The sequence below is a fragment of the Streptomyces ossamyceticus genome (assembly GCF_001418475.1).
Classification (GTDB): domain Bacteria; phylum Actinomycetota; class Actinomycetes; order Streptomycetales; family Streptomycetaceae; genus Streptomyces; species Streptomyces ossamyceticus.
Genome location: NZ_LIQX01000029.1, coordinates 39,995 through 52,222 on the forward strand (window position 1 = coordinate 39,995; position 12,228 = coordinate 52,222).

At 73.5% G+C, this 12,228-nt stretch carries 12 protein-coding genes and 1 pseudogene; 5 read left to right on the forward strand and 8 right to left on the reverse strand.

Features of this window, described 5'->3' with window-relative positions:
• Positions 1-19: 19 nt before the first annotated feature.
• A complete protein-coding gene (locus AOK15_RS02640; protein ID WP_055512297.1) occupies positions 20-484 on the forward strand; it encodes a cyclic nucleotide-binding domain-containing protein in 465 nt (154 codons plus the stop codon).
• A 187-nt stretch (positions 485-671) separates the two neighbouring features.
• A complete protein-coding gene (locus AOK15_RS02645) occupies positions 672-1,373 on the forward strand; it encodes a CBS domain-containing protein (RefSeq protein WP_055512368.1) in 702 nt (233 codons plus the stop codon).
• A gap of 120 nt (positions 1,374-1,493) precedes the next feature.
• On the opposite strand, the gene AOK15_RS02650 is transcribed toward AOK15_RS02645, so the two are convergent.
• The 4 genes from AOK15_RS02650 to AOK15_RS02665 all read right to left on the reverse strand — a co-directional run bounded on the left by AOK15_RS02650 (position 1,494) and on the right by AOK15_RS02665 (position 5,225).
• Positions 1,494-2,507, reverse strand: a complete 1,014-nt coding sequence (locus AOK15_RS02650) for a 2-hydroxyacid dehydrogenase (RefSeq protein ID WP_055512298.1) — start codon at positions 2,505-2,507, stop codon at positions 1,494-1,496.
• Positions 2,508-2,819: 312 nt separating this feature from the next.
• The gene (locus AOK15_RS02655) at positions 2,820-3,344 is read right to left on the reverse strand and encodes a flavodoxin domain-containing protein (protein ID WP_055512300.1); all 525 of its coding nucleotides are present in this window, start codon (positions 3,342-3,344) and stop codon (positions 2,820-2,822) included.
• Positions 3,345-3,385: 41 nt separating this feature from the next.
• Positions 3,386-4,279 carry a universal stress protein gene (locus AOK15_RS02660; protein WP_055512303.1) on the reverse strand — a complete coding sequence of 298 codons (894 nt, stop codon included), beginning with the start codon at positions 4,277-4,279 and terminating at the stop codon, positions 3,386-3,388.
• Positions 4,280-4,319: 40 nt separating this feature from the next.
• Complete coding sequence (locus tag AOK15_RS02665; RefSeq protein WP_055512305.1) at positions 4,320-5,225, reverse strand: universal stress protein; 906 nt, start codon at positions 5,223-5,225, stop codon at positions 4,320-4,322.
• 178 nt (positions 5,226-5,403) lie between these two features.
• On the opposite strand from AOK15_RS02665, the gene AOK15_RS02670 reads away from it, so the two are divergent.
• Positions 5,404-7,119 carry a SulP family inorganic anion transporter gene (locus AOK15_RS02670; RefSeq protein ID WP_055512306.1) on the forward strand — a complete coding sequence of 572 codons (1,716 nt, stop codon included), beginning with the start codon at positions 5,404-5,406 and terminating at the stop codon, positions 7,117-7,119.
• Between the two features lie 152 nt (positions 7,120-7,271).
• Here the strand turns inward: AOK15_RS02670 and AOK15_RS48715 are convergent.
• The 4 genes and pseudogenes from AOK15_RS48715 to AOK15_RS02690 all read right to left on the reverse strand — a co-directional run.
• A pseudogene (locus tag AOK15_RS48715) lies at positions 7,272-7,493 on the reverse strand (hypothetical protein); the annotation flags it as partial.
• A 239-nt stretch (positions 7,494-7,732) separates the two neighbouring features.
• Positions 7,733-8,374 carry a vitamin K epoxide reductase family protein gene (locus AOK15_RS02680; protein ID WP_055512311.1) on the reverse strand — a complete coding sequence of 214 codons (642 nt, stop codon included), beginning with the start codon at positions 8,372-8,374 and terminating at the stop codon, positions 7,733-7,735.
• Positions 8,371-8,946: a hypothetical protein gene (locus AOK15_RS02685; RefSeq protein ID WP_063798932.1), complete on the reverse strand. Its 576-nt coding sequence runs from the start codon at positions 8,944-8,946 to the stop codon at positions 8,371-8,373. The genes AOK15_RS02680 and AOK15_RS02685 overlap by 4 nt, the downstream gene beginning before the upstream one ends.
• Before the next feature lie 719 nt (positions 8,947-9,665).
• Positions 9,666-10,124, reverse strand: a complete 459-nt coding sequence (locus tag AOK15_RS02690) for an SRPBCC family protein (protein ID WP_055512313.1) — start codon at positions 10,122-10,124, stop codon at positions 9,666-9,668.
• Positions 10,125-10,453: 329 nt separating this feature from the next.
• Between AOK15_RS02690 and AOK15_RS02695 the strand changes: the two genes are divergently transcribed.
• Together AOK15_RS02695 and AOK15_RS02700 are read left to right on the forward strand one after the other, a co-directional pair.
• Positions 10,454-10,783, forward strand: a complete 330-nt coding sequence (locus tag AOK15_RS02695) for a WhiB family transcriptional regulator (RefSeq protein ID WP_338059875.1) — start codon at positions 10,454-10,456, stop codon at positions 10,781-10,783.
• 214 nt (positions 10,784-10,997) lie between these two features.
• Positions 10,998-12,161 carry a PP2C family protein-serine/threonine phosphatase gene (locus tag AOK15_RS02700; protein ID WP_055512372.1) on the forward strand — a complete coding sequence of 388 codons (1,164 nt, stop codon included), beginning with the start codon at positions 10,998-11,000 and terminating at the stop codon, positions 12,159-12,161.
• The last annotated feature ends 67 nt before the right edge of the window (positions 12,162-12,228 follow it).

The following is a 12,228-nucleotide window of genomic DNA, read 5'->3' on the forward strand; positions in this document are numbered from 1 at the left end:
GCCCGTTCCGGAGGTCGTCATGAACGCTCCCCCCACACCCGGCATGCTGCGGGCGTTGCCCGCCGAGCACCGGCAGCGGCTGATGCGGTTCGCCCGCGAGGTGTCCTTCCCGCAGGGCGCCCGGATCTTCGAGGAGGGGGGCACCGCCGACCGGTTCTGGATCATCCGGACCGGTACGGTCGCCCTCGACATGCGGGTGCCCGGCCGCCGCCCGGCCGTCATCGAAACCCTGGGACACCATGAACTCATCGGCTGGTCCTGGCTGTTCAGCCCGCATGTCTGGCACCTGGGGGCCGAGGCCACCAGCCCGGTGCGCGCCCACGAGTTCGACGCCGGCGCGATCCGTCTGATGTGCCAGGAGGACCCCGCGCTCGGCTTCGCCGTCGCCCAGTGGGTCGGCGGCATCCTCGCCCACCGCCTGCACTCGGCCCGCACCCGACTGCTGGACCTGTACGCGCCCTACGGCAGCGGCAGCCTCCTGTGACGGCCGACAGCCGACACCTCACCGACGGCATCCGACCACCGGCAACGGACGGCCGGCGCCTGGCCACCGGCAACGGACGGCCGGCGCCTGGCCACCGGCAACGGACGACCGGCACCTGCCCACCGACAGCTGACGGCGGTCGTCCGGCGTTCGACGGCCCCCGTGACATGACGACCGAGGAGACATGATGCACGGCAGCCCGCACATCGTGAGCGACGTGATGACCCACACCGTCGCCGCCATAGGCAGCGGCGCCGCCTTCAAGGAGATCGTGCGGATGATGCACGACTGGAAGGTCAGCGCCCTGCCCGTCCTGGAGGGCGAGGGGCGCGTCGTCGGTGTGGTGTCCGAGGCCGATCTGCTGGCCAAGGAGGAGTTCCGCGACAGCGACCCCGACCGGTACACCCAGCTCGCCCGCCTCGCCGACCTCGCCAAGGCCGGTGCCGTGACGGCCGGAGAGCTGATGACCTCCCCGGCCGTCACCGTCCGCGCCGACGCGACCCTCGCCGAGGCCGCGCGGACCATGGCGCACGCCCGGGTCAAGCGGCTTCCCGTGGTCGACGAGCTGGGCATGCTGGAGGGAGTCGTGAGCCGGGGCGACCTGCTGAAGGTGTTCCTGCGCGGCGACGACGAGATCGCCGAGGAGGTACGCCGGGAGGTGGTGTCGTACCTCTTCCCCGCGCCGGCCTCCGCCGTGCGCCTCACCGTCCGGGAGGGGGTCGTGCGGCTCGGCGGGCACGTCCGGGACACCTCCCTCGTGCCCGTGGCCGCCCGGCTGATCCGGGCCGTCGAGGGCGTCGTCGACGTCGAGTTCGACCTCACGGGGCACTCCGGCGGCTCGGTCGGCACCCCGTCGGGACACGAGGAGAGCGTCGTCCCGTCGTCGTGACCCTCGACGGCGACGAGCGCAGAGAACAAGCCGGCCCCGCCTGCTGACGCCGGCTGGGCACCGGCCGGGGGCTTCGCGCCTCCGGCCGGTGCCCGCTGTCATGTCGTCGTCATGTCGTCGTCATATCGTCGCGGGGCCGACCAGGGTGTTGGCGCCGGTGCGACCGGCGAAGTAGTCCTCGACGTTGGCGATCGTCGTGGCGGCGATCTGCTCAACGGCTTCCCGGGTGAAGTACGCCTGGTGCGAAGTGACCAGCACGTTGTTGAAGGTCATCAACCGGGCGAGACGCTCGTCGGTCATCACCTCCAGCGACTTGTCGAGGAAGAAGAGTCCGGCCTCCTCCTCGTACACGTCCAGACCGACCCCCCTCAGCCGTCCCGCGCGCAGGGTGTCCAGCAGGGCGTCGGTGTCGATCAGACCGCCCCGGCTGGAGTTGACCAGGAGCGCGTCGTCCTTCATCAGGGCGAGGGCGACCGCGTCGACCAGATGGTGAGTGCTCTCCATGAGCGGCACGTGCAGGCTCACCAGGTCCGCCTCGGCGAACAGCTCCTCCCGTGAGACGTACCGCATGCCGAGCGCCAGGCAGTCGGGGTTCTCGGTGGCGTCCCAGCCCAGCAGCCGCATGCCGAAGCCGTGGGCGATCCGGGCGAACGCGGTGCCGATCTTGCCGGTGCCGACGACACCGGCGGTCCGGCCGTGCAGATCGCGGCCCATCAGTCCGGCCAGCCTGAAGTCGAACTCCCGGGTGCGATGGGCGGCCCGGACGATGCGCCGGTCGACGGCCAGGGCCAGCGCCCAGGCGAACTCGGCCACCGCGTACGGGGAGTAGGAGGAGACGCGGGCCACCGTCAGGCCCAGTTCCCCGGCCGCCGTCAGGTCGATGTTGTTGTAGCCGGTGGCACGCTGGGCGATCATGCGGGTGCCGCCCGCCGCCAGGGTGCGCAGCACTGCCGCGTCCAGGGTGTCGTTGACGCCGCAGAGGACGACGTCGTGGCCGTCGGCGGTCGGGGCGGTGTCCTGGTCCAGGAACAGTGACAGGCAGCGCAGCCGGTGCCGGTCGGCGAACGCCCGGTCGAAGGCCGCCCGCAGCAGGGGTTCCTCGTCCGACTGGACGCCGTACGCCACGATCTCCACGTGCTTTCCTCCCATGAGGCGAGTGATCACTCCTCCCACCGTAGGGCGAGACGGTCGCTGTGACGGGCCCGGCGGCTCCGGGCGTCCGGACGGCCGCCGCCCTGTGCGCCGGTGAGGGCGGCGGCCGTGGCGCGAGTCCTCCTGCTCTCCCCTGTCAGGAGGGCTCGCTGGGCGCCCTCGCGACCGCTGCGGCACACGGGTGCGTGCCCGCCGGCGAGCAGCCGCGAGGGGTGGCTGGGGTGCCGGCCCTCCGCCCCGTCGGGCGGCGGAGGGCCGGTCCGGTGGACGGTCGGCGGAGGGCCGTGGTGGTGCTCACCCTGCGGCGCGGCTCCCTCCCGGCGCGACGCCCGTGAGTTCCGCCGCCAGGCCGGCGGCCCATGCCCGGATCGCGGGGAAGTCACGGAAGTCCCCGCCCTTCCCGGACCGGAGGATCATGCCGGCGACCCACCCCTTGGCCCCTTCCTCCAGGCAGCCGCCGAAGGTGACGTGGCCGTTGGCGCCGAGGCGGACCATGGCCTTGCGCACTCCGGGGACGGGCGGGATGTCACGTTCCGAGGCGGAGGGGTCGAGGGGGCCGCTGCTGAACAGCCACAGGGGGCGTTCGGCGAGGGCGTGACGGTGCCGGCGCAGGAGGCGCCGGGCGTCCTTGTGCCAGCGTCCCGCGTAGAGCGCGCCGCCGACGACGACCGCGTCGTACGGCGCGAGGCTCGCCACGGAGGGGGCCGGGAGTGCCTCGGCGGTGAGTCCCGCCTCGTTGAGGGCGTCCGCGACGGTCTCGGCGATCCTCGCGGTGGATCCGTTGGTCGTTCCATAGGCGACCAGCACGCGGGTGGACATGTGGTCCGCCTCCTCTCGGAAGCCGTGGTGGGTGCGCGGTGTCAGTCGTCGTGCGCCCCGTGGGGGACGACGGCGACCGGGCAGGCGGCGTGGTGGAGCGCGGTGTGGGCGACGCGGCCGAGTTGGAGCCCCACGCGGTGCTCCGGGCGGCGCCGGGCCCCGACGACCAGCAGGTCGGCATCGGCAGAGGCGTCCAGCAGCACCTTGCGGGCGGGGCCCTCGGCGGTGCGCCGGTGCACCCGTACGGTCGGGTACTGGGCGGCCACGTCGTCGAGCGTGGCCTCCAGGGTCTCGGCGGCGCGCTGTTCGTGCAGACGGGCGGGTTCGCCCGCGAGCAGGGGGTGGTCGGTGGTCTCGTGCGCGGGGCACCGCCAGGCGCGTACGGCCTCCAGTACGGCGCCCCGGCGCTCCGCCTCCTCGAAGGCGAAGCGGACGGCCTCGGCACCGTGGGCCTCCTCACCGACGCCCAGCAGGATCCGGCCGTGCGTCACCGGCCGCGGCTGCCCGTCGGGGTGGCCGCGCAGCACGACCACGGGGCAGGTGGCGTACGCGGCGACGCCCAGGCTGACGGAGCCGAGCAGGAACTCGGCGATGCCGCCGCGCCCCCGCGCGCCGAGGACCAGTGCGGCGGCCTCCCGTCCCTCCCGGACCAGCGCGTACTCCGGCTCCTCCGGGGCGATCAGGGTGGTCACCTTCACGTCCGGGCGGCGGTCGCTCACCCGCCGGGCGGCGGCGTCGACGATGTCCTCGGCGAGTGTCTCCTCGGACGGTTTGCCGAGGTCCTCGGCGAGCGCGGCGCCTTCGTAGCGCTGCCACAGCGAGGCGTGCACCAGTCGCAGCGGCACCCCGCGCAGGGCGGCCTCGTCGGCCGCCCAGTCGACGGCCCGCAGGCTGGGTGCGGAGCCGTCGACTCCGACGACCAGGGGACGTTCCATCGGTGGTCCTCCTCGGATGGTGGGGAGCGCGGGCGCCCCGTCAGGGGTGGGCGATCACGGCCACGGGGGCGGTGGAGTGGTGCAGGACGGCATGGGTGACGGGACCGATGTGCGTGCCGAGGGGGCTACGGCGGACACGGCGGCCGACGACCACGAGGGACGCCTCGCGGGAGGCCTCGACGATGTGGTGGGCGGGGCTGCCCCAGCGGCACACCTCGGTCACGTCGACGTCGGGGAACTTCACCTGCCACGGCCTGAGCACCTCGGTCAGGGCGGTGACCTGGTTGGTGCGCAGCTCGGGGCCGAGTTCCGGGTCGGCGGGGATGGCGTAGGCGTAGTAGGGCGGCGGGTTCCAGCCGTTGACGACCCGCAGGGCGGTTCCGCGGCGGGAGGCCGCGTCGAAGGCGAACTCGATCACGGTGTCGTGCGGGTTCTCGGTGTCGATGCCGAGGACGACGGGCCGGAAGGGGGTGGCGGCCGACGGGATGCCGACCGGGTCGGCCTGGTGCTCGTCGGCGGCCTGTTCCCCGGCGCGGACGAGGACGACCGGCTGCTCGGCGTGCGCGACGACCATCTGGCCGACGGAGCCCACCAGGAAGCCGCCGATGCCGCTGAGCCCCCGGGAGCCGAGGACGAGCAGCGCGGCGTCCTTCGCCACGCGGGGCAGGACCTCTCCGGGTCGGCCGCTGATCTGTTCCACAGTCACGTTCACGCCGGGATGCCGCAGCCGCAGCCCCTCGGCCGCCTCGCGCGGGATGCGCTCGCTCCAGTGCTGGAGTGTCTCGGCGGCGAGCAGCGGTGCCTGGGCAATGGGGTCGGGTACCGGTTCCCAGACGTGGACGAGGGTCAGCGGCAGGTCCCGCAGCTTCGCCTCGCGGGCCGCCCACTCGGCGGCGGCCCGGCTCTCCGCCGAACCGTCGAGCCCTACGACAACGGTGTTCACCATGGTTCTGCCTCCTGAACGGGGGGTGTGCTCCCAGCCTCGTGCCGCGGGGGCCGGTGGTGGAGGGGCCGCAAGTCCCCGGCAGGGGCCGAACGTCCCTGCTGCGACCGGTTCCGCTGTGGGGCTCGCGTCCGGGCCTGTCCGCGGTGGATGCTGATCTCCACGCGGTGGAGGGAGGCCCATGGTCCAGGGCTCGGGCAGACGGCACGTTCCGGAGTGGCGCCGCCTGGCTCCCGGGCTCGGCACGCTCCTCGGCTATCGGCGGGCGTGGCTGAGGGGCGACGTCCTGGCCGGGGTGACGGTCGCCGCGTATCTGGTGCCGCAGGTGATGGCGTACGCGGGGGTGGCGGGGCTGCCGCCGGTCGTCGGGCTGTGGGCGATCCTGCCGGCCCTGGCCGCGTACGCGCTGCTCGGCTCGTCACGGCTGCTGTCGGTGGGCCCGGAGTCGACGACGGCGCTGATGACGGCGACGGTGGTGGCTCCTCTCGCCGCCGGGGACCCGGACCGGTACGCGGCCCTGGCGGCGACGCTCGCGATCACGGTGGGCCTGTTGTGCGTGGTGGCGCGTCTGGCGCGGCTCGGCTTCGTGGCGGACCTGCTGTCCCGGCCGGTGCTGATCGGCTATCTGGCGGGCGTGGCGCTGATCATGACGGTGGACCAGTTGCCCAAGCTCACGGGGGTCGACACGACGGGGTCCTCGTTCTTCGCGCAGCTGGGGTCGTTCCTCGGGAACCTGCCGGAGGCGCACACGGCGACCGTCGTGTTCTCCGCCGTCGCGCTGGCCGTCCTCTTCAGCGCCGCCCGGTACGTCCGGGCCGTTCCCGGCCCCCTGCTGGTGCTGGTCCTGGGCACGGCGGCCGTCGCCGCCTTCGGGCTGGACGACCGGTACGGCATCGAGGTGATCGGTGACGTGCCGATCGGCCTGCCCGGGTTCTCCTCGCCGGACCTGAGTGAGCTGCCGCGGCTGGTGCTGCCCGCGCTGGGGGTGCTCCTCGTCGGCTACACCGACTTCATCCTCACCGCGCGGGCCTTCACCGACCGCGACGGCGAGGAGGCGCTCGACGCCGACCAGGAGTTCCTCGCTCTGGGTGCCGCCAACCTCGGGGCGGGTGCGCTGAGCGGCTTCCCGGTGAGCAGCAGCGCCAGCCGTACCGCGCTCGCATCCTCCGCGGGTGCCCGCAGCCAGGCGTACTCGCTGGTCGCCGGGGTGGCGGTGCTGGCGGTCCTGCTCTTCCTCAGCCCGCTGCTGTCCCGCACGCCGAGGGCCGTCCTGGGCGTCCTCGTCGTGTACGCGGCCGTCCGCATGATCGACCTGGCGGGTTTCCGCAGGCTCGCGTCGTTCCGCAGGCGGGAGCTGCTGCTGGCCCTCGGCTGCCTCGCCGGGGTCCTCGCCCTCGACATCCTGTACGGGGTGCTCGTCGCCGTCGGCCTGTCGATCGCGGAGCTGCTGACCCGGGTGGCGCGTCCGCACGACGCCGTCCTGGGGCTGGTGCCCGGGGTGGCCGGCATGCACGACATCGACGACTACCCGAACGCCCGGACCATCCCCGGCCTGCTGGTGTACCGCTACGACTCCCCGCTGTTCTTCGCCAACGCGGAGGATTTCCGCCGCCGTGCCCTGGCCGCGGTGGACGAGCAGGAGGACCCGGTGCGCTGGTTCGTCCTCAACACCGAGGCGAACGTCGAGGTCGACATCACCGCCCTGGACGCCGTGGACGAGCTGCGCCGTGAACTGACCCGGCGGGGCGTCGTCCTCGCGCTCGCCCGCGTCAAACAGGACCTGATGGACGACCTGAGGGCCTACGGCCTCGCGGAGTCCATCGGCGCCGACCGGATCTTCCCCACGCTGCCGACGGCCGTGGCCGCGTACCGGGAGTGGGGCGGTGACGGGGGCTGAGACGGGGCCGGAGAACGCCGGGCTCTGCCGCGCGGGCCCCGTCCAGGCGGGCCGGTGCCGATCCGCAGGGCGGCACCACCGGCGAGGGCATGCATGCATCCATCTCGGCACCCTGGGCCTCGTCCGGCGCGGGCGCGATCGCCCTCGGCGTCGGCCTCGGCCTCGGCCTCCAGGATCCGGTCGAGGCGCCGGATGTCGCCGTACCGTCTGCGGTACTCGAGCCGGTCCGGTTCGGCGAGATCCCCGCACCCTCGAACCGGCTGATGACGCCGCTGTGGAAGGGCACATGCAGGGTGCGTGACACGTCATCCCAGCGTCGAGTTCACCGCCGTCCAGGCCGCGGTCCGCTCGGCCGGTTCGCGGCGGGGCTGCGGGGTTCCCCAGCCGGCGGCGTAGGTGCCCGGGTAGCGCATGCCGTCGGCGGCGCATTCGGGCAGGGCCCCTCGGGTGGCGAAGCAGCCGTAGCCGAGGGTGCACGGCGGCTCCCTCAGCCGCTCGTCGGCGGCCTCGTAGCCCTCGCACTCCCCTGTCCAGCCGGTCACTCCGCCCTTACCGAAGAGAGCGGGGCTCGCGTCCGTCGGGACGGCGCGGGGGTGCCGGGCGGCCCGGCCGGTCAGGCGAGCAGGGCCTGCCAGTGGGTCCAGAACCGGGTCGCGATGAGCATCCCGATCAGGGCGTACCAGGTGACGGGGACCGCCCAGTGGAATTCCCAGGCGGCGGCGACGAGTTGGCGCGGTGCGCGGATGATGCCGTGGCGGAGGTTGTGGACGGTCGTGTACCAGAACATGGCGATGGTGGCGGCCCACACGAGCATGCACCACAGGCAGAGCGCGCCGATGTCGTACAGCGCCTGCGTCATGAGCCACATGCTGAAGACCACCCCGCCGAGGGTGCCGGCGTTGAGACCGAGCCAGTACCAGCGCCGGTAGCGGGCCCCCGCCAGCAGCCCGAACCCGATGCCGGTGACGACGCCGAAGGCGATCAGGCCGATCACCGGGTTGGGGAAGCCGAACACGGCCGCCTGCTCGCTGCGCATCACGCTCGTGCAGGACACCACGGGGCTGAGGCTGCACGGAGGCACGTACGAGGCGTTCTCCAGCAGCCGGAACTTGTCGACGGTGATGACGAAGGAACCCAGGAGCCCGAGCGCCCCCGTGATCACGAGGAGCCAGGCGAAGGCGGGCCGGGCTCCCGTCCGCGAGCCGTCGCCCCGCAGCGGGGCGTCCTGGCCGGGCGTGAGACTCGTCGTGCTCACCTTGCACCGCCCTTCACCGCGCGGGCAGCCGCGCGGGGCATGGCCGCAGGGCGGGTGTCCGCCTGTGCGGTCGACGTGTCGGGGGCGTCCGCCGGTGTCGCCCTGCGGGTGGCGCCGGCCGGCCAGACGACCTCGACGGGGATGCCGCGGGACCGGGCGAACGCCACCAGGTGAGCGGTGGCGTCCGTGCCGTTGGACGGCGAACCGTCCCAGACCGCGTACACCCTCCGGCCGGCCGCGACGACACGTTCGTCGGCGCTCACGCGGGCGTCGCGGTCGGCGGGGTCGAAGCCCAGCAGCCGGACCTCCTCGGCCAGCATCAGCAGTTCCGCGGCCCCCGACCGATCGGGCTCGGGCAGGACGGCGGGCACGGCGCGCTGCGTCGGCAGCAGCACCACCAGCCTCCGGCCCGCCGCGCGCGCCGCCCGCCCGAACGCCAGGGGCACCCCGGCCCCGGCGCGCACGAGCCCGGCGGCGCCGTCGCTCAGCCGGTCCAGGTGGTCCCGTAGTTCGGTCTGCACCAACTCCAGCGCGGGCGCGGTCAGATCCGCGTGCCCCACCGCGACGATCACCGCTCGCCCTCCCCAGCCGTCCTCTTGCCGGACATGCGTGTCCTTCCGCCTCAACAACCGATGGGATGCAGTGAAGCCCGCGCCGATCGCTCACGGGTAGGGCCGAACGGACCTACGGACAGGGCGATTCCGCCCTGGTCGCGTGGCGTGCGGGGAGGTGGGGGAGCGAGCGGGAGGCGCGGAGGCGACGAGGAGAAACGGCGGGGAGCGGCAGGAAGCCGGGGGCTTCGTCTCGCCAGGGGCGGCAGGTGGCGGTAGGGCCGGGGCGGTTCCGTCCCACCGGGAACGGCGCCGAGCCGCTTCGCCCCGCCGGGGGGCGGCAGGTAGCCGTACGGCCGGGCGGTTCCGTTCCGCCGGGAGCGGGGCCTGGTGTCCCGCCGAGGGGCGACAGGGAGCCGCGTAGCCGGGGCGGTTCCGTTCCGTCGGGAGCAGCGCCGGGCGGCATCGCCCCGCCGAGGGCCCGCAGGGAACCGCACAGCCAAGCAGATCCGAACCACCAGGAACGGCGCCGGGCACCATCGCCCCGCCGAGGGCCGCAGGGAACCGCACAGCCAAGCAGATCCGTCCCGCCGGGAGCGGGGCCGGGTGGCTTCGTTCCGCCGGGAGCGGGGCCCGGCGGTTCCGTCCCGCCGGGGCGGCCGGGTCCGCGCATACGTCGGCGCCGGCCACCGGGCAGGCGGCCGGCGCCGACGAGGACGCGTCTCAGGGGTGGGGCGGAGTCACTGGCCGGGCCTGATGCGGCCACGCCAGGCTCCGGACTCGCCGCCGCGCTTCTCCATGTACTCCTTGAAGCGCCGCATGTCGCCCTTCACACGCCGGTCGATCATGCCCAGCATGTCGCCCGCCTTCTCGATGCCGCTGGGCTCGATGTCCATGACGAGCTCCACCCGGGTGTGCGTGTCGTCCAGGCGCTCGAAGTGGACCGTGCCCTTCTGCCTGCTGTCACCCGTGGTCGTGCGCCATGTGATCCGCTCGTCCGGAAGCTGGTCGACGATCTCGGTGTCGAACTCGCGCTTCACCCCACCGATCTTGGTCGTCCAGTGGTTGTGGCGGTCGTCGAGCTGCCGGACCTCCTCGACCCCTTCCATGAACTGCGGGAACTCCTCGAACTGGGTCCACTGGTTGTAAGCGGTGTGGACGGGGACCTCGACTTCCACCGCTTCCTTGACCGTGCTCATCTGAGACCTCCTCGATGCGGTTCTCACCCCGACCGAACCGTCACGGGGCCGGGCCGGGGCCTCTGCACGGCGACCGGGTACCCGTGGATCACTGGCCTACGACCGATGCCGCGATCGGATCTCGTCCGGGGCGGTCGCGACCGCGCCGACCGGGGGCCCCGCCACCGGGGGCGGCCGGCAAAAGGTCACGTCGTCACGGTTGCGAACGCCGGGTTTGGCGTGAAAATGGGGCCGCGCGATGTGTCTGCTTCGTGACGAGGTCGGGCTCCCCCGGTGGGACAGCGCACTCCGCTGGCAGGGGTCCAGCGGACGCCGGGGCGTCAGCGGCGGTGGCCGCCGGTGGCGGGACCGATCCGCTGGTCGCCGACGCGGACGGGAAGGCGGCAGCCATGGACTGGTGGCGGGACGCGGCATGTGCCCACGAGGACCCCGACCTCTTCTTCCCCGTGGCCGTCACCGGGGCCGCCCTGCGGGATCAGCAGGCCAGGGCGAAGGCGATCTGCCGGCGCTGCCCGGTGATCCACCCCTGTCTGTCGTGGGCGCTCCAGGCGACCGGCGCGCAGGGAGTGTGGGGCGGTACGTGCGAGGAGGAACGGCGCGGGCTGCTCCGGGGCAGGGCCCAGGGAGAATCGGCGCTCGGCGTCACCGGCTCGGCGTGAAACGGTGAAACGGGTCGGCCGGGGCCCTCGTCGCCGGTGGGACACCCCCGTCCGACCGCTGCCGTAGGCTGGCCGTAACAGCCGTGCGGGCTTCTCGTCTTCGTCAGCCGTCAGCCGTTCCTGACCACCGTGAACGAACGAGGTCGACGGGCGGAACCGGGCAGTCCCCCTTTCGACGGGGCTTGGTGTGACGGTGTACGAAGACCCGGCGCGCATGCTCGTGGCACTCACCCGGGCCAGCCATCTGACGACGTTCGAGGAGATGTCCACCCTCGTCGCGACGCACGCGGAGCGTGCCGGACTCGGCCGGACCAGTATCTTTCTGGCCGATCTGCAGCAGGACGTGCTGCGGGAGGTGACCGGCCGCGGCCTCGACGCCGGAGACGGCGGCGAGGAACTCCGCGTCGACGCCACTCTGGCGGGCCGGGCCTTCCAGAAGGGCCTGGGCGGCGCGGTGAGCGACGGACGCGGGCGGCACTGGATCCCCGTGGTGGACGGCACCGAACGCCTCGGGGTGCTGCGCGTCGACGTCACCGCCGCCGCCCCGGACCAGGAGGCGATGCAGGACCTCGCGTCCCTGGTGGGGCTGATGCTGGTGTCCAAGCGCAGCTACAGCGACTCCTACGCCCGCCTCACCCGCACCCGGCGGATGAGCCCCTCCGCCGAGATGCAGTGGACCCTGATGCCGCCGCAGACGTTCTCCGACGGCAGGGTGACGATCGCGGCCGCGATGGAACCGGCGTACGAGACCGCCGGGGACGCCTTCGACTACGCCCTGGCCGCGGACGTCGCCCACCTGGCCATCTTCGACGCCATGGGCCACGACACGGCCGCGGGGCTCACCGCGAACCTGGCCATCGCCACCTGCCGCAGCCACCGCCGCCGGGGAGCCGGACTGTCCGAGGCGGGCAGCGCGATCGAGGCGGCGCTCCTCGAACAGTTCCGGCACAGCCGCTACGCCACCGGCATCCTCGCCGACCTCGACCTCACGACCGGGTACCTGAGCTGGGTCAACTACGGGCACCCTCTGCCCGTGCTCATCCGGGGCGGCCGCTGGGTCACCACCCTGGCCTGTCCGCCCACCCACCCCCTCGGCACCGACCTGGGCGTGTCCGCCACGGTCTGCCGGGAGCAGCTGGAACCGGGCGACCGGCTCCTGTTCCACACCGACGGCGTCACCGAGGCACGCGACACCAGCGGGCAGGAGTTCGGCCGCGACCGCTTCGTCGACTTCGTCGTCCGCCACCACGCCGACGGCGTCCCGCTGCCCGAGACGCTGCGCCGACTGGTCCACGCGGTCCTCGACTACCACGACGGTTTCCTGGCCGACGACGCCACGGTCCTGTGCTGCGAGTGGCACGGCAGCACGCCGCAGTGACTCGATCCGGGACCGTCACCCGTCACCCGTTGCCCGTCACCCGCCGCCCGTGCCCGGCGGGTGTGGC